Source organism: Clostridioides sp. ES-S-0108-01, from assembly GCF_020662285.1.
Taxonomy (GTDB): domain Bacteria; phylum Bacillota; class Clostridia; order Peptostreptococcales; family Peptostreptococcaceae; genus Clostridioides.
In genome coordinates this window covers 1-16,100 of the sequence record NZ_JADGMN010000010.1, presented here as the reverse complement: position 1 = coordinate 16,100, position 16,100 = coordinate 1, and the positions used below count along the sequence as shown (strand labels likewise).

General features: G+C 25.8%; 24 protein-coding genes. 21 read left to right on the top strand and 3 right to left on the bottom strand.

The genetic code is table 11. The features are described from left to right. Positions 1-37: 37 nt before the first annotated feature. The 21 genes from IR152_RS10620 to IR152_RS20020 all read left to right on the top strand — a co-directional run bounded on the left by IR152_RS10620 (position 38) and on the right by IR152_RS20020 (position 13,238). Positions 38-253 carry a hypothetical protein gene (locus IR152_RS10620; protein WP_227451825.1) on the top strand — a complete coding sequence of 72 codons (216 nt, stop codon included), beginning with the start codon at positions 38-40 and terminating at the stop codon, positions 251-253. Continuing rightward, positions 201-431, top strand: coding sequence for an HNH endonuclease (locus IR152_RS20450; protein WP_413927493.1), 231 nt, complete (start codon positions 201-203; stop codon positions 429-431). Before IR152_RS10620 ends, IR152_RS20450 begins: the two co-directional genes overlap by 53 nt. Before the next feature lie 182 nt (positions 432-613). Beyond that, positions 614-2,008 carry a hypothetical protein gene (locus IR152_RS10615; RefSeq protein WP_227451824.1) on the top strand — a complete coding sequence of 465 codons (1,395 nt, stop codon included), beginning with the start codon at positions 614-616 and terminating at the stop codon, positions 2,006-2,008. 93 nt (positions 2,009-2,101) lie between these two features. Then, on the top strand, positions 2,102-2,419 hold the full coding sequence (locus IR152_RS10610) for a hypothetical protein (RefSeq protein ID WP_227451823.1): 318 nt from the start codon (positions 2,102-2,104) through the stop codon (positions 2,417-2,419). Between the two features lie 212 nt (positions 2,420-2,631). Next, on the top strand, positions 2,632-3,318 hold the full coding sequence (locus IR152_RS10605; RefSeq protein ID WP_227451822.1) for a hypothetical protein: 687 nt from the start codon (positions 2,632-2,634) through the stop codon (positions 3,316-3,318). Further along, entirely contained in the window at positions 3,315-3,470 is a 156-nt protein-coding gene (locus IR152_RS10600) for a hypothetical protein (protein WP_227451821.1), read from the top strand. Before IR152_RS10605 ends, IR152_RS10600 begins: the two co-directional genes overlap by 4 nt. Positions 3,471-3,503: 33 nt before the next feature. Further along, on the top strand, positions 3,504-4,016 hold the full coding sequence (locus IR152_RS10595) for a metallophosphoesterase (protein ID WP_227451820.1): 513 nt from the start codon (positions 3,504-3,506) through the stop codon (positions 4,014-4,016). 141 nt (positions 4,017-4,157) lie between these two features. Beyond that, positions 4,158-4,412, top strand: coding sequence for a hypothetical protein (locus IR152_RS10590; RefSeq protein ID WP_227451819.1), 255 nt, complete (start codon positions 4,158-4,160; stop codon positions 4,410-4,412). Next, a complete protein-coding gene (locus IR152_RS10585) occupies positions 4,396-4,653 on the top strand; it encodes a hypothetical protein (RefSeq protein WP_227451818.1) in 258 nt (85 codons plus the stop codon). Before IR152_RS10590 ends, IR152_RS10585 begins: the two co-directional genes overlap by 17 nt. A gap of 16 nt (positions 4,654-4,669) precedes the next feature. Continuing rightward, positions 4,670-4,873 (top strand): hypothetical protein, encoded by a 204-nt coding sequence (locus IR152_RS10580; protein ID WP_227451817.1) that lies wholly within the window; start codon positions 4,670-4,672, stop codon positions 4,871-4,873. A 73-nt stretch (positions 4,874-4,946) separates the two neighbouring features. After that, positions 4,947-5,756, top strand: coding sequence for a PD-(D/E)XK nuclease family protein (locus tag IR152_RS10575; protein ID WP_227451816.1), 810 nt, complete (start codon positions 4,947-4,949; stop codon positions 5,754-5,756). Next, positions 5,750-6,511, top strand: coding sequence for a site-specific DNA-methyltransferase (locus IR152_RS10570; protein ID WP_227451815.1), 762 nt, complete (start codon positions 5,750-5,752; stop codon positions 6,509-6,511). The genes IR152_RS10575 and IR152_RS10570 overlap by 7 nt, the downstream gene beginning before the upstream one ends. A gap of 118 nt (positions 6,512-6,629) precedes the next feature. Then, on the top strand, positions 6,630-7,013 hold the full coding sequence (locus tag IR152_RS10565) for a hypothetical protein (RefSeq protein WP_227451814.1): 384 nt from the start codon (positions 6,630-6,632) through the stop codon (positions 7,011-7,013). Continuing rightward, complete coding sequence (locus IR152_RS10560) at positions 7,013-7,585, top strand: guanylate kinase (RefSeq protein WP_227451813.1); 573 nt, start codon at positions 7,013-7,015, stop codon at positions 7,583-7,585. Before IR152_RS10565 ends, IR152_RS10560 begins: the two co-directional genes overlap by 1 nt. Further along, positions 7,576-8,070: a crossover junction endodeoxyribonuclease RuvC gene (locus IR152_RS10555; RefSeq protein ID WP_227451812.1), complete on the top strand. Its 495-nt coding sequence runs from the start codon at positions 7,576-7,578 to the stop codon at positions 8,068-8,070. Before IR152_RS10560 ends, IR152_RS10555 begins: the two co-directional genes overlap by 10 nt. After that, positions 8,071-9,294 carry a hypothetical protein gene (locus IR152_RS10550; protein WP_227451811.1) on the top strand — a complete coding sequence of 408 codons (1,224 nt, stop codon included), beginning with the start codon at positions 8,071-8,073 and terminating at the stop codon, positions 9,292-9,294. Positions 9,295-9,507: 213 nt separating this feature from the next. Next, the gene (gene dut, locus IR152_RS10545; protein WP_227451810.1) at positions 9,508-9,963 is read left to right on the top strand and encodes a dUTP diphosphatase; all 456 of its coding nucleotides are present in this window, start codon (positions 9,508-9,510) and stop codon (positions 9,961-9,963) included. An 8-nt stretch (positions 9,964-9,971) separates the two neighbouring features. Beyond that, the gene (locus tag IR152_RS10540) at positions 9,972-10,631 is read left to right on the top strand and encodes a hypothetical protein (protein WP_227451809.1); all 660 of its coding nucleotides are present in this window, start codon (positions 9,972-9,974) and stop codon (positions 10,629-10,631) included. 79 nt (positions 10,632-10,710) lie between these two features. Beyond that, a complete protein-coding gene (locus IR152_RS10535) occupies positions 10,711-11,493 on the top strand; it encodes a hypothetical protein (RefSeq protein ID WP_227451808.1) in 783 nt (260 codons plus the stop codon). 287 nt (positions 11,494-11,780) lie between these two features. After that, positions 11,781-12,893 carry a tyrosine-type recombinase/integrase gene (locus IR152_RS10530; protein WP_227451807.1) on the top strand — a complete coding sequence of 371 codons (1,113 nt, stop codon included), beginning with the start codon at positions 11,781-11,783 and terminating at the stop codon, positions 12,891-12,893. Positions 12,894-13,103: 210 nt separating this feature from the next. After that, positions 13,104-13,238: a hypothetical protein gene (locus IR152_RS20020; protein ID WP_255624752.1), complete on the top strand. Its 135-nt coding sequence runs from the start codon at positions 13,104-13,106 to the stop codon at positions 13,236-13,238. A 110-nt stretch (positions 13,239-13,348) separates the two neighbouring features. Here IR152_RS20020 and IR152_RS10525 read toward each other — a convergent pair whose 3' ends face one another. The 3 genes from IR152_RS10525 to IR152_RS10515 all read right to left on the bottom strand — a co-directional run bounded on the left by IR152_RS10525 (position 13,349) and on the right by IR152_RS10515 (position 15,386). Continuing rightward, complete coding sequence (locus tag IR152_RS10525) at positions 13,349-13,564, bottom strand: hypothetical protein (protein WP_227451806.1); 216 nt, start codon at positions 13,562-13,564, stop codon at positions 13,349-13,351. Positions 13,565-14,246: 682 nt separating this feature from the next. Continuing rightward, a complete protein-coding gene (locus IR152_RS10520) occupies positions 14,247-14,894 on the bottom strand; it encodes a hypothetical protein (RefSeq protein ID WP_227451805.1) in 648 nt (215 codons plus the stop codon). 333 nt (positions 14,895-15,227) lie between these two features. Beyond that, on the bottom strand, positions 15,228-15,386 hold the full coding sequence (locus tag IR152_RS10515; RefSeq protein WP_227451804.1) for a hypothetical protein: 159 nt from the start codon (positions 15,384-15,386) through the stop codon (positions 15,228-15,230). Positions 15,387-16,100 lie beyond the last annotated feature (714 nt).

Here is a 16,100-nt window from a genome sequence, read left to right as displayed (position 1 = left end):
TTATTAGTGCTTATAAGTGAATAAAGAAATTTTACATATGAGAAATATAACATTTGATTTTAAAGTATCTGAGAGATATAAATACTATGTAACAGGAAATGGGAAAGTATTTAGATTAGACACTAGAAATAAAAAAATGGAAGAGTGTTTTTACCATATAGCACATGGTTATAAAAGAATAAGAGTTACAGATATAGAAACTGGTATTAGAAGGTATAAAAGAGTATGCAGTCGCACAGTATTATGTAGATAATTTAAATCCAAGAGAATTTGATATAGTTAATCATATTGATGGAAATAAATTAAATGATAATTATACAAATTTAGAATGGTGTAATATATCAATAAATACTCAACATGCTTATGATACTGGATTAATAAAAGATAGAGGAGGTTGGAAAAATAAACCTTATTCACAAAGAAAACACTAATAATATGATAATACCGAGAGCAGTAATATCTAATACTGTTTGTAGAGCATAGTAGATGAGCTACAAAATGAGAGCAATAATTCTACCACGAGCCTCCAACTACTTGGTATAAGTAGAAAATATATGCCGACCTTATAGGAAACTATAAGAAGTAGAGGATAAAAAGCCTTTACGATAACAATGTGGAAGAGCCGCTTCCATCTGGAGGTAGTTGTCTTTTAGGTTCATTTAATTTAAGTGAATATGTTAAAGAAGATAAAACTTTTAATTATAATGAATTTAGGAAAGATATAAAAATAGTAGTAAAAGAAATGAATAATGTTTTAGATGAAGGTTTACCTTTACATCCATTAAAAATCCAAAGAGATACAGTTAGAGATTATAGACAAATAGGAATTGGAGTTATGGGAATAGCTGATATGCTTATAAAAATGAATGTAAGATATGGTTCAGAAATGGCTATTGAATTATGTAATGTGATAGGAAAATGTCTAGCAGATGAAACATTAAAACAGTCAGCGTTATTATCAAAAAAATATGGCACATATCCAAAATATAAACAATGTATTTTAAAATCAGAATTTATTCAAGAAAATGCATCTCATGAAACATTAGAATTAATAGAAAAATATGGTCTTAGAAATTCACAACTTTTAACAATAGCTCCTACTGGAAGCATATCAAATATGTTAGGAATATCTGGAGGAATAGAACCAATCTTTGCCTTTTCTTACACTAGAAAAACAGAAAGTCTGCATGATAAAGAAAAATATTATAAAGTTTATACACCTATAGTTCAAAAATATATGAAAGAAAACAATATTGAAGATGAAAAGGCACTTCCTAATTATTTTGTAACAGCAACAATGTTAACACCAAGAGAACGTATTCTGATGCAGTCTGCATTTCAAAAACATATAGATGCAAGTATCTCGTCTACTGTAAATCTACCGTATGAATCAACAATTGAACAAGTTAAAGAATTGTATTTATTAGCATGGATTAATGGGCTAAAAGGATTAACAATATATAGAGCTGGATGTAAACGTGAAGGAGTTCTTACAACTAATACTATAAATAAGACTCGAGAACTTAAAAGAGGAGATTGGAAGCCTATAGCAAGTGATTCATCTTTATCTAAAATAAAATTACATATTGGTTGTGGGAAATTAGTTTTGTTTATATCTTATTCTGAAAAAGAAAAAAGCATACAAGAACTATATGTAAAAAAAGCTGGTTCAGGTGGATGTGAAAAACTTCTTGAATCTACCACAATCGCAATGTCTGGAATACTTAGATTAGGAGGAACTTTAAATAATATAGAAAAGGCTTTAGAAGGGGTCAACACTTGTCCTAGTTTTGCTGCAAGTAGAGCAAAAGGTAATATTTTAGATAGGGGTAACCATTGTGGCATAACTATTTTAAATGCTATAAAAGATTTTCTTAAAGAAAAGCAAGGAGAAAAAGTGGAAGAATCTAAAGAATTCAAGCCAAAATGCCCTGAATGTGGGTTAGAAATTCAAATGATGGAAGGATGCATGACTTGTCCAGACTGTGGGTGGAGTAAATGCAATTAATTGAGAGGGATTATTCCCTCTTTGGAGGTGAATTAAATAGAATTTAGTGACCAAATTATAAAAATTTTAGATAATCTAAGTGATAAATTTGGAATGGCTATTGATTGGTCTGACAAGAATGTAATTCAATATCTGCAAACATTAGCTGCTAAATATATTAATTATGAGGTAGATATAAGTATATTTTGGATAATTATATGTGTAATTGGAATAATTATTGGTGCTTTATTAATTTATATAGATTGGAAATATGATGAAGATGATTTCCCTATATATGCAACTATTGGTTTACTTATTATAATCTTTTCTGCTGTTTTTATAGTTATACAATCAATAGATATAATAACAGCAAAGACATTTCCAGAAAAAATTATACTTAATTATTTGCTAGAAATAAAAAAATATATTTAGAGGGTGATTGTTATGACTAAAGAAGAAATTGAAGATGAATTAGGATATAAAATTAAAATAGTTTCTAAACAATAAAGTGAGGTGATGATATTATATTTGATATCTTCAATAAAAAATATGGTAGAAATGTAAAAATAACCGAAGAAAAAGCTCCAACGCTTCCTCCTAAACAACCAATATCTAATAGAGATAATATACAATATGATAAAGAAATGGAAAGAAAACTATTAGATACCGAGAGATTAAGGATAGAATTAGAAAAAGAGAAAAAGAAGTCAGAAGAAGATGAATGGGTTTGGGTTGAAGGATATAAAGGTACAGATGAAAATATGAAATGTAGAGATTTTCAGTATAAGCTAAATAAAACTTATAGCATGAATGGAGATGATATTAATGTGTGTAATTGTGGATTCCATTTATGTTTAAATTTAGAGGATGTATTTAGTTATTATGATTTGAATTTAAGCAATAGATTTTTTAAAGTAAAAGCTCTGGTTAAAAAAGTTGACAAAAATAAATATGGAGAACTGAGTAGACCCCCATCTGAATTTTCAGGTATTTGTAAAATAAATAAAATAGTTGCTAAAGAGATAATATTTTTTAAAGAATTAACTTTTGATGAATTAAAAATACATATACAAAGGATTTTTCCTAGAATAAATACTAAATTTGAATGGTATGCCTTAAGTAAATTAGGAGTACAAGAATATTATCATAGAATGTTTATGAATCAAATGAAAAAGATTGGATTTTCATACACATTTTCTCAATTATTATTTGATAAATGTCTTAATTATTATGAAATATCAGAAATTTTAAATAAAGCAATAGCATATTCAAAAGAAAATTTGTCTAAAGATATGCTAGTATATTTACTTGCGAAGGAAGTGTGCCGATGATAGCAGTTGAACTATCAATATTCATGTTTATTATTATATTAATAATAACTATATTTATAAGTTGCTTGTATATTTTAATTACTATAATACCTGAAATAATATATGAATTAAAAGATATTATTGATAAAATTAATAATAAATTAAAAAGTTAGTTTTAATAGGAGGTGGGAACTATTAAATATGTAATGAGTGACCTACACGGTATGTACGATAAATTCATTTCAATGTTAGAGCAAATCGACTTCAGTTCAAATGACCAGTTATATATCTTAGGAGATGTATTAGACAGAGGAGATAAACCTTTAGAAATCATAGATTACATAAGAAAACATAAGAATATAATTCTTCTAAAAGGCAATCATGAGTTAATGTTTCAAGAGAGCTGGATAAATACTAATGATAGATATCTTTGGTTCTACAATGGGGGAGATGATACTTTTCATAAATTGAAAAATAAGAAATTTGAATATGAAGAAAGTTTTTATAAATATATTAAAAATCTTCCATATTTAGAGGTGGTAGATAATTTTATATTAGTTCATGCTGGACTATATCTTCCAAATAACTATGAGTGTCTTAATATAGAACAAATAATTGATTTGCAAGAAGAAGACATTTGTGTGTGGGATAGAACAATATTAGAATCTAATAAACATATAAAAGGGTATACAATTATTATTGGCCATACACCAACTTAAAATATTAAAGATTATGAAAAGGCTGAAATATATAAACGAGAAGGATTAATAGATATAGATTGTGGAGCATGTTTTAATAATGGTAAATTAGCTTGTCTAAGATTAGATGACATGAAAGAATTTTATATTTAGGAGGTATATATGATACAAGAAGTCAGACAGGAAATACAATTAAAAAATGGGTATATATTACATACTGGAGATGTCGTAAGTGTAAAATATAAACTAGAAAAAGATAATAAAGAAAATTCTTATAAAGGAAAAATTAAATATGCATGTGAAGCATTTATTACACTAGATACAAGCTCTAAGTATAATTCATCAGAAGAAACAATTTGTGCATATACGATAATAGATATAAAGAAGTCAGGTGATGAGAATGAAAAAAATAATTAACTGTAAATATAGAGCCTTATATTTAATTATGTTTTTTCTGATTTTTAACTTTGTATATAGTTTATATTTTGGAAGGAATACAGAAATCGGATTTTATTCTAGTCCAAGTTGCATAGAAGAATATATAATGGATATTATAACTTCTATAGGAATATTTTTCTCAATGATGTTGGCTGGGTTTGATGTTACAGAAAATTTTATAAATAGCTTAGGAGATTATTGTGAAGAAGATGTAAAGTGAGGTGAGACAGTTGGAGTTGAGAGATTATATAAGCAAAATAGAATTAAATGACATGCCAATAACTTTAGATAATCAGTACATGTTAAGCGAAATAAGCATATCTGAATATGGTAAAATATTTGCTGTAAAAGACACATCAGGAAAAACATCTTATTACACTGAAATAGAATTTAATAAACGTTTTAGAGGAATTAATAGCATCCTAGAGAATATTATTTAGTATATATTTTTAGGAACTGAGGATTGAGGGCTATTAATCAATAGCTCTCTATTTTTTTGAAAGGGGAGAGTTAATGGAAAAGGAACTATATAGTTTCAGTAAGTTAAGTGCATTTCACACATGTCAATTTCAATATTATCTTACATATATTAAAAATTTAAATCGAGAACAAAATTGTTATGGTTATTATGGCAATGAATTACATAGTTTACTAGAACAATTACAACAAAGAAAAATAACAAATCAAGAAGCTATTCAAAAATATAATGAAGTTATAGAATATGCAAATCTAATGGATTACAACTTTCCTACACCAAACTCAAGAATTAACTATTTAGAATGTATTTTACATTATTTAGAAAATTTTACACCAATTGAATGTGATAAATACTATATAGAAGAATATTTCGAGTTTGATATTAATGGAATTACCATGAGAGGATACATAGATTTGTATTACATGATAGGTAATAAAATCTATGTTATAGATTACAAATCAAGTAGCAAATTTTCTAAAAAAGACCTACCAAAAAAATCAATGCAGCTCATCTTATATGCAATGTATCTTAAAGAAAAATATCCAGATAAAATAATTAAATATGTAGCTTTTGATATGTGTAAATATATGAAAAATACTAATGGGACATTAATTGAAAGAAATAAGATTGATGATATAAATGAATATGAAAGAGCTATAGTAAAAATTAAATATACTAAAAAGCTAGAGCGACAATTAATTGACTTTGTTACAGACACAGTAAATCAAATAAATCAGCTAGATTTCAATGATGAGAGTGTTTGGTGCAAAAATGATGACAAAAGTAATCAGTTTTTTTGTAAAACTTTATGCTCTTATTATAACAAAGGAGAAGATTTATGTTAATAGATAGAGGAAATTATAAATTGTATAAAGGTGATTGTTTAGAAGTAATGGATGGATTAATAAAATTAGGAGTAAAATTCGACGCAATTATAACAGACCCACCTTATGGGACTACTCAAAATAAATGGGATTCAGTAATACCATTAGATAAAATATGGAGTAGAATTAATAAATTAATAAAATCTAATGGTGCAATAGTTTTATTTGGAAGTGAACCATTTACATCATTACTTATAAGGAGCAATTTGAAGGATTTTAAATATAATTGGATTTGGCAGAAAAATAAAAGCACTGGGTTCTTAAACTCAAAAAGACAACCTTTGAATGACCATGAAATGATTAGTGTTTTTTATAAAAAACAATGTGTATATAATCCACAGATGACAAAAGCTGAAAAAATATATAATAGAGGTTATGTAGTTAGAAATAAAGACGAAGGGATACAACAATCTGATAATTATGGGGAACAAAAATCTTTTATGCAAGTCGATACAGGATTGAGATATCCGAAGAGAATACAATATTTTAACAATAATTTTACAAGACAACAACTACACCCTACTCAAAAACCAATAGATTTATTAGAATATTTAATAAAAACATACACAAACGAAGGTGATTTAGTATTAGATTTTACAATGGGTTCAGGTTCAACTGGAGTTGCCTGTATAAACACTAATCGTAGATTTGTTGGTATAGAGTTGGATGAAAAATATTTCAATATAAGTAGTAAAAGATTGTCTGAAATATCTTAACTTAACCTTTTAACCACCTTGATGTTTTGCTATAGCATAATTATCTTAAAATAACTAGGTGACCATATGACTAAATCACAATAAAATGTAGATTTTAATAAGATTGGAGAGTGTTTAAATGAATATACCAAAGCAAGTAAAAGTAGGAGGTTTATCCTATAAAATAGAAGAGACAGAAGAACCTATTCTAGTAAATAATCAATTATGTTATGGATTAGCTGATTATGGAAATGAAGTAATTAAATTATCTAGTAGTTTACAATCACAAAGAGTGAAGGAAATCACATTTTTATATGAATTATTCCATTGCATTTTTAATGATAGATGTATAGTGAATGAAGATGAAGAATATTTGGTAGATGTATTGGCTAAAGGACTTTATCAAGTTATTACAGATAATCCAGAAATATTTGAATGTAAAAAAGAGGTGGATTGTAATCCAATCAATTATTCTTTAGTTTTTCTTGATAAATTAGAACCTGTAGAATTAGGAGAAATGTAATGAATAAAATTTTTGTATTTTTAGGATACTCAGGTTCAGGCAAAGATAGCATAGTGAGTGAAGTTTCAAAGCAATTCAATATTCCAATTCTGACATCTCACACAACAAGACCTCCTCGCCATTACTTAGAAATAATCAATAAATCCTATCATTTTGTAGATAATAAATTCTTTAAGAAAGAAAAAAGTAATTTTATAGAAATGAGAGAATATACAGTTCATGATGGTAGTACTTGGCTATATGGAATACATAAGTCTGAATTAAAGAATAAAAAATATGCTTTGACTGTAGTAGATGCAAGTGGATATAAGACACTAGAAAAATATTTTATGGGGACAAAAACTAAGTTAGTACCATTTTTTATAAATACAGATGAAGATACATTAAGGAAAAGACTTATAGGCAGAGGTGATAATCCTAAAGAAATTGAAAGAAGATTGGAAGATGATAAGATTAAATTTAAAGATTTCTTAAATAATGAAAATTATATTGTAGTACCAAACAATTCAGACCTAACCAATGCTATAGAACAGGTTAAAATACATATGAAAGAGGGGATTCAATGGTCTTAGCTTTAGATGTATCAATGTCCAGTACTGGATGGGCAGTTATAAATAGAAATAAAGAAATATTAAAATATGGAAAGATAGTAACTAAAAAAGATAAATTCGACACTGAAGATGAACGTATGTGTCATATTTGTAATGTAATTCAAGAATTAATTTCAACTTATAATATTCAAATAGTTTTAGTTGAAGACCAATTCACTTCAAGAAATTCTAAAACAATTCTTAGTTTAAGAAAACTCTTAGGAGCAATAATGAGAACTGTTAAATTAAATAACATAGAAATTGAATATATGTATCCAGTTTCTATTAGAAAATATCTCATGAACAGTGGTAAGTCTAAAAAAGAAGAAGTGGCTAATTATCTAAGAAAAAATATAATTGATATTGGAGAATACATTGATAGGACTTGTAAGGCTAAAACAAGTGATATATATGATGCTATAGCTCTTGGAATAGCTTATTTAAATAAAGTTGGCGATGTTGAGTAAATGGGTGTAACCATAGTTGATAGTATGTGTGGTACAGGTAAAACAAGTTGGGCAATACAAACAATGAATGAAAGTTTAGATAAAAGATATATTTACATAACACCTTATTTAGATGAGGTAAAGAGAGTTATAAATGGTTGTTATATGAGGAAATTTTATCAACCAGAAGCTAAAAAAGGCAAAGGAAGTAAATTAGCTCATTTTAATAATCTACTTTCAAAAGGATGTAATATAGTTTCTACTCATGCTTTATTCAGAAATATTAATGAAGATACTCTTAAGCTACTTAAAAATAAGAACTATACTCTGATTTTAGATGAAGTAATGAATATAATTGAACGTATTCCAATTGATAAAACTGATTTTAGGATGCTCTTTAATGATGGAGTTATAACAGTTGATGATAGTACAAAAAAAATGTATTGGAACTCTAGTGATAAGAATTATAATGGAGAATTTATAGAATTAAAAAATGCAATAGTAAATGGAGATGTTTACTTTATTAGAAACAGTTTGGCCATGTGGCACTTCCCAGTAACTATATTTAAAGAATTTCAAGAAATATACATAATGACATATTTATTTAAAGGTCAGATGCAGCGATATTATTATGATATGAATTCTATAAATTACAGTTATAAATCAGTAAAAAATATAGACAATAGATATGAATTAATAGAATATAAAGATGTTGATAAGGAACTATATAAAAGATTAATTAATATTTGCGATAATGAGAAGTTAAACATGATTGGCCAAGAAGGTAAAAATTATCATCCTTTATCAAGTACATGGTTTGAAAAACAAGTAATAAATAAAACAGATGCTTTAGATGTATTAAAGAAAAATATTTATAATTATTTTACAAATATATGTAAATCTAAAACATCAAACAACGGATGGACAGTATATAAAGATTACTTGCATAAATGTAAAGGCAAAAGATATACGAAAGGATTCATAGCTTTTAATGCAAGAGCCACAAATGAATATAGAGAAAAATCTACTTTAGCTTATTGTATAAATTTATATATGAATCCAATTGAAAAAGGTTTTTTTATAGATAGAAAAATAAATATTGATGAGAACTCATGGGCTTTAGCCGAAATGATTCAATGGGTATGGAGAAGTAGAATAAGAGAAAATAAAAGCATAGATATTTACATACCTTCATCAAGAATGAGGAATTTGATGATAAATTGGTTAAGCACTTTTGAAAAATAAAAAGTGCTAAAATCAAAAATTTTGCTCTTTTTAGCCTATAAATATAGGGTTTTAAAAATGAGGCCTTAAAAAAGATTATATAGAAGTGCTAATATTAAGATACATTATAGCAAAATCAACACATTTGGAGGTAAGGGTGTGGAAGAGTACTGTTTTACACTAAGATATGCTTATGCTCTAAATAAGATTTTATAAAAAAGGGAGATTAAATTAATGAGTATAAATGTTAAAATAAAGAAATTAAGTCAAGATGCAATAGTACCATCTTATGCAAAAGAAGGCGATAGTGGGATAGATTTATATACACTAAAAGATACAGTTATTCCAGCTAAATCAGCAGTGGCAATACCTACAGGTATAGCATTGGAAATTCCATATGGATATGAAATGCAAATTAGACCAAGAAGTGGTATAAGTTTAAATGGCCTTAAGGAATTGTATTTTGCTATATATCCGACTGTGAGACTAGGTACGATAGATTCGGGGTATAGAGGTGAAATAGGAATAATTACATATAATGAAGAGGATGTTGAGATTGTTATTCCTAAACATACCAAATTAGCTCAAGGAGTATTCCAACAAGTCCCAAGAGCTATATTAAAAATTGTAGAGGAATTGACCATTTCTGAAAGAGGAAATGATGGATTTGGAAGCACTGGTATAAGATAGGGGGATATATGTATACTATTAAAGATGTTATAGATGTATTAAAATCTAATAGAAATTGTAATCTAAAATGTAATAATTGTATATTAAGTAAAAGTATAATTACAAATAAAATAGAAAAAACATTGTGTTGGTGGTTAGAAGAAACAAGAAAATCTCTCAATCTATCACATTCAAATATTGAATTTGATAAACAGATTGAAATACTAAAAGAAGTTAATGACATTATATTTAAATGTAAAGACAAAACTTGCCATAGATGTATATTTGGTGAAGAAGTAAGCAGCCTATATGATTCTTGTGAGATATTAGAAAAGATATGTGATGAATTGAACAAAAAGACCTGTAGGTTAATAGAAAAGATTAACTATTATCAGGGTTATGCTTGTGAAAAATTATATTGTTTAGAAGATATTGAGACTGGAGAGAAATTTGTTGTTGAAGAAAATCAGATAAAGAGATATAATATCCTCAATACTAATTTTGGAGGTGCTAATATGTTTAAATATGATGATTATGTTAATTTGACAAATAGTTTAGAGTTACCAGAAGAAATTAGAAATAAATGCGTTAGAGTTATAATGACATTAGGGAATATGCAAGATATTATGGTGGCTCATAAGTTTAAAACATATGTTGTTAATGAAAAATACATTGAAAAAGTAGCATAATAATAAAAAAGTCGCCTAAAAATAGGTGGCTTTTTATATATATTATCATATTAATTATTTAGAATAGGAGGTACATACTTTGAAATATTTTTTTATATCAATTATGCTTACATTTATATTTGGGATATATAAAAATAAAGAATCTTGTATTGAGACTTTTAGGAGGAAACAATTTTTTAAAAGAGAACTAAAGGAAGTAAATATGAGGAATGAATTTAAAAATATTATAAATGATATGTATTATGAAATGGACGAATGTGAAGAGATGATTACGAAATTTATCAATGTCTTGATTTTGCTGACTTTAACTTATATTATGATTTCTATGGTTCTATTTATTCCAATTCTGATTCCAGATTCATTTTTAGAAATTAATTTTAATTATTTAAAATCATCAGGAATGTTACAATGTATCTTATTAATTATGTCTAGTTTTTTAATAAGTATATTTTATAAATATGCACTTAAAAATCCTAAATTGGAAAATAGATTGTCAAAAAAAGAAATATCTTCAACTATAGAAATGGGTGTCATTATATTTGGGATAAATATTTTATTTTTTATCACAGCAGAAACTGAAGTAAAGACTTTGACTATATTAATGATAATAGTACTTCTACTTGGGAAACATTTTTGGATTGATTTCGCTTTCTACTGTAAGAAAATATGTAATTTTAATCTTATAGTTTTTTTAAAAGATAATAAGATAATCTTACTTGGAGGCTTATTTTTTCTAATAACATCCGCATCAATTAGTAGCATAGGCGGAATAAATATCTTGGCCATTTATTTAGGAATGATGATTTCCTTTTTATTCTATAAGATATTCTTTAAAATGATAAACTTAATATTAGAGAAATAATTTTAACCGTCTAAATTCCATTTTAAGGCTTTATAAAAGTTAACACTTATAATTAATCCTGTTCAGAAATATGATTGCTTAAAATGGAAAATATAAAAAAACAATAAAGTGATAGTGTAAGGCATAGAAGAATTCATTCTATGCCTTTTTTCTTTATAGTTAAGCAATTTAAATAATTATATAAATAAAATAATTTAAAAAGTCAGTTGAAAGTCAGCTAAAATGACTATTTTTTGCCTTGCCTATATGGTATAATAAATATATAAACTTTGATAGGAGGGGTGATGATGAACGCTTTTATAAGAAAAAGAAATAAAAACTATGTAGTGTACTTAGAATTTAGAGATGATGAATCAGGGAAAAGAAAACAAAAGAATATGGGAGCATTTGATAAAAAAAGAGATGCTAACAAAAGATTGGCTGAAGTTAAGGATAGTATATACAAAGACAGCTTTCTTATTCCAAATGAAATAACATTAGGTGATTTTTTATTAGATTTTCTTGAAAAGTATAAAGATAACATATCGGCAAGCACATACAATGGTTATATGGCCATTTGTAAAAATCATATTAATCCTTCTATTGGGAGATATCGTCTACAAGAGTTAAGAAATATTCATATACAAAATTACATAGATGATTTAGCTGGTAATTTAAATCCTCAAACAATAAAAGTTCATATAAATGTATTGAGACTTGCTATAAAGAGAGCGTATAGAATTAAGTTAATAAAAGAAAATATTATAGATGGAATAGAAAGTCCTAGAATTAAAAAATTTAAAAATGATATTTATGATAAAGAGCAGATGTTAAAATTATTAGAATTGGCCAAAGGTACTAATATAGAACTGCCTATTAACCTAGCTACAGGTTTAGGATTAAGACTTTCAGAAGTCTTAGGTTTAACTTGGGAGAATATAGATTTTGAAGAAAATACGATAACTATAAGTAGAATAACTAGTAGATTAGATGGTTCTGTTATACTTAAAGAACCTAAGACAGAAAGTTCGATTAGAAAAATATTTGCACCAATAGAGCTTATGGACTTGCTAAAAGAATATAAATTAGAGCAGAATAAAAAATTATTAAGAAGTATTATTAGAAATGAATATAACTTACTATTTTTCGATAGAAAAGGAAATCCTATTGCTGAAGATGTAATGAGTAAGAAATTTAGAAAGTTTTTAGAGAATAATAATTTACCACATATAAGATTCCATGACTTAAGACATTCACATGTTACTTTACTTATAAATTCTAAAGTACCAATTAAGGTTATATCTGAAAGGGTAGGACATTCAAATATTAATACTACTCTTAATGTATATTCTCATGTACTTAAAGAAATGGATAAAGAAGCTTCTGATAGAATATCTGAAAACTTATTTAAAGCTAATTAATAATAAAAATTAAAGGTATAAACATAAAGGGCGATTTTTATAAAGCTTTAGAATGGCATATAGAGCGTCGGATTTTAGCTGATATTTGAAATTTTATATTTCCAATATTTATGATATAATAAACATAGCAAGGAATAAATATTTGAAAACGCTATGAGTGGTGTTTCCATAGAAATTTCCTCACTTTCTTATGAAAGGAGGTGGAAAACTATGGAAAATCTAATGATGAGTATTATAGCTGGTGTTATAGCTAGTTATATCTACGATAAATTAAAATGCCACTCTAAGCGACCAACTAAGAGTGGCTGGGAACTTAATATAAAGTTCCAGAAAAACAAACATTAATATCTGATTATTAATGGAAACATCACTTAAAGTTAAGTAAAATATATTTCCTTGCTTTTATTATACCACAAATTGAAAATATTAAAACAAAATTTAATACAAATAATATTTTAATCTATAGATTTTCTATGCTTAAAAAAACTAACTAAAAGTTGAAACATAACAAATCCAACTGTTGAACCTAAAGCATTTGCAGGTATTGATGATATATTAGTAAAATTATTTAAAGATGACATACCTAGCATTACTATAGATACTATAGCTAAATAAAGAATAACTAGAGAAATTGGTATTGAGATATTTATCTCTAATTCATGTTCTTTCATAATATCATTCCTTTCAATATTGTCATACTTAATCTTATTATATCATTAAATATAATAAATCGTAATGCACAAAATAACTTATTTTTAATTACATAATATGAGAAAGAGTAGTTATAATAGATTAATATAAACTATTCCTTAAAAATCTATTTTAAGAATACTTTGAAATAGTAAAATGTTTTAGTTTTCTTTCATTTACATCTTTCTCTACATTTAAATGTAAATTGTTTTTTTGATATATTCAACTTTTTCTCCATATTCTTTTACACGCTCATAAATTCCAGCTTCTTTAACCTCAAAAAAATCACATATTTTCTTTATATCATATCCATTTAAACATACTAAAAAAGATGTAGGTAAATTTTTTTACAAAAATATACCTACATCCTCCAAAATTCTAATTTTTAAAATTCTTATTTCTTTCATATAAAATATATATACCAGTGATAAGTAGTAAAATAAAGTAATTGTATGTAACTTTATCCATTCCGTTAAAATATATCATAGTAAATAAATTTAAACTTATTAAAATAAATGAAAAGCAAAATTTTGTTTTCGTCAATAATCGCTTACTTTTAAAAATAATTGGTAAAATTATAAGTGTTGAAATATAAGCTATAAAATGAAAAAACAATTCATTATTATTCATTAAATATTTCATCTATGTATATCCCCTTCGAGATTAATATCTTTTACCGCTATCCGTAAATTTTTTAATGTATTTACCATCTCCATAAAATGTTGTTTCTCTCTCATAGTAAGTGTATTTACCATCTGAACCAAATCTTATTTTATAATATATTTTAATTTGGTCATACTTACCTGCAACTGCGGCAGCAACAGCAGATGCAATCCCAATAGGAGTCCATCCTGCTTTTAATGCAATCAAACCAGCTATAGTAGCCGTCTTTAATCCACCTGTATTTATATACATTGTATTAGATTGCCATTTTCCCCATTTAACTGTAGCTTTGAAAGTATCAATTTCAGATTTTTCTAAACTATTATCATTACTTTTGTAATTCTCACTACTAGTAACAGAAATCTTTTTTCCATCTAGATATACTTCATTATCTATATCTTCTAGTGTATTTAGAACCTTTCCATCTAATGATTTAATTGTTATTGTAGTTTTATCACCATCTACAACTTTATCATATATAACTCCTAGATTTTTATCAGTATACGACTCTGTTGATTTTTCACTTGTATGATATTTATCAATATTATTAGTTTGTGCGTTTACAGTTGTTGTTAATAATGTGAGACTAGCAATAACCCCTATTAATGCGAGTGAAATAATTTTAGTAACTCTCTTTTTTAAACTCATAAACATTCCTCCAATATACTATTTTTTTAAATATTATACACTACTAAACAGAAATCCTTTTAATATTCTGATTATAGGGGGAGGACATACGTGTCATTTTAGGCAACTTGATAAAACTATAAAATATATTAATATTTATTATTTTGGTTATAGCCATGCTTAAAGCATTGAAATTACTAATACATAATATAATAATCGAATCTTATATGTTATGATTATTAAGTGCCTAATTTAATTAAATATTTGATATCCCCTCTAAAATAACTTATATATAAAAGTGATTAGATGCTAAAATATACTTAGAACATCAGGTCTGGGCTATAAAACAAGCAATTAGTAGTTAAATTTGCATTTAAGGAATACTATCATAGAAACATATCTTAGGATAAATACATATTCTTGATTATCAATAGTAACTATTTCTGTAAAATCTTTTTTAGAACTATTATAAGTATTGTTTTCAGCTAGATAAGAATTGTTTGTCTTTGTCAAATTAACACTCCTATCTGTAAATGATAATTCAACCTAACTTAATCCTATTGTTGTCACACAACCTAATACAATTAATCTACTCTGTATTTTTTTATCTTGTTATACCCTCTACTTTAATTCTATTTTAATAGAATTTTATCATATATAGTAACAATTGGCAATATAAATTTTTAATTAGTTTATAAAATAAAAATTTAAAATATCTAATATTTAAAATATCTAATGTTTAAAATAAAATATAAATATTTATTTTTATTTATTTTATTATTAATTTTTTTATTTATTTAATCATAAATATTATAATATTTATGATTTTTTGATAAATATTTATTTAAATCGACTTTTAGATTGTTTTTTAATGCTTTCAATATAGTTATATATTCATATATATAATTAAGAAATATTCATAAATAATTAATATTAGTTTATGAATGATTAATAATTATTTATGAATGATTTCTTACACATTCTATACTATCAGAGTAGAATTGAGATAAGTACCTAATTAAAGTAAGTTTAATATATTGAATGAAAACGCAAAAATTTTATAGATACATAGATAAAAAAATAAAGCCCTCTAAAGAAAACGGGGCTGTAAGTAGATTTGTGTAAAAACAAATTTACCTATAGTCTTTTTGGTATACAAAATTGGTAAATTTGGAATAATATTCATATAAAAAATTTTGGAGGTTTTGAAAATGAAAGATATAATTG

Excerpts from the sequence above, each read along its gene's own strand:
- IR152_RS10605 (WP_227451822.1), top strand. The coding sequence starts at position 2,632 with ATGGAAAGAAAACTATTAGATACCGAGAGATTAAGGATAGAATTAGAA.
- dut (WP_227451810.1), top strand. The coding sequence starts at position 9,508 with ATGAGTATAAATGTTAAAATAAAGAAATTAAGTCAAGATGCAATAGTA.
- IR152_RS20020 (WP_255624752.1), top strand. The coding sequence starts at position 13,104 with ATGGAAAATCTAATGATGAGTATTATAGCTGGTGTTATAGCTAGTTAT.
- IR152_RS10565 (WP_227451814.1), top strand. The coding sequence starts at position 6,630 with ATGAATATACCAAAGCAAGTAAAAGTAGGAGGTTTATCCTATAAAATA.
- IR152_RS10540 (WP_227451809.1), top strand. The coding sequence starts at position 9,972 with ATGTATACTATTAAAGATGTTATAGATGTATTAAAATCTAATAGAAAT.
- IR152_RS10600 (WP_227451821.1), top strand. The coding sequence starts at position 3,315 with ATGATAGCAGTTGAACTATCAATATTCATGTTTATTATTATATTAATA.
- IR152_RS10525 (WP_227451806.1), bottom strand. The coding sequence starts at position 13,564 with ATGAAAGAACATGAATTAGAGATAAATATCTCAATACCAATTTCTCTA.
- IR152_RS10595 (WP_227451820.1), top strand. The coding sequence starts at position 3,504 with ATGAGTGACCTACACGGTATGTACGATAAATTCATTTCAATGTTAGAG.
- IR152_RS10620 (WP_227451825.1), top strand. The coding sequence starts at position 38 with ATGAGAAATATAACATTTGATTTTAAAGTATCTGAGAGATATAAATAC.
- IR152_RS10520 (WP_227451805.1), bottom strand. The coding sequence starts at position 14,894 with ATGAGTTTAAAAAAGAGAGTTACTAAAATTATTTCACTCGCATTAATA.
- IR152_RS10560 (WP_227451813.1), top strand. The coding sequence starts at position 7,013 with ATGAATAAAATTTTTGTATTTTTAGGATACTCAGGTTCAGGCAAAGAT.
- IR152_RS10530 (WP_227451807.1), top strand. The coding sequence starts at position 11,781 with ATGAACGCTTTTATAAGAAAAAGAAATAAAAACTATGTAGTGTACTTA.
- IR152_RS10590 (WP_227451819.1), top strand. The coding sequence starts at position 4,158 with ATGATACAAGAAGTCAGACAGGAAATACAATTAAAAAATGGGTATATA.
- IR152_RS10570 (WP_227451815.1), top strand. The coding sequence starts at position 5,750 with ATGTTAATAGATAGAGGAAATTATAAATTGTATAAAGGTGATTGTTTA.
- IR152_RS10550 (WP_227451811.1), top strand. The coding sequence starts at position 8,071 with ATGGGTGTAACCATAGTTGATAGTATGTGTGGTACAGGTAAAACAAGT.
- IR152_RS10585 (WP_227451818.1), top strand. The coding sequence starts at position 4,396 with ATGAAAAAAATAATTAACTGTAAATATAGAGCCTTATATTTAATTATG.
- IR152_RS10555 (WP_227451812.1), top strand. The coding sequence starts at position 7,576 with ATGGTCTTAGCTTTAGATGTATCAATGTCCAGTACTGGATGGGCAGTT.
- IR152_RS10610 (WP_227451823.1), top strand. The coding sequence starts at position 2,102 with ATGGCTATTGATTGGTCTGACAAGAATGTAATTCAATATCTGCAAACA.
- IR152_RS10575 (WP_227451816.1), top strand. The coding sequence starts at position 4,947 with ATGGAAAAGGAACTATATAGTTTCAGTAAGTTAAGTGCATTTCACACA.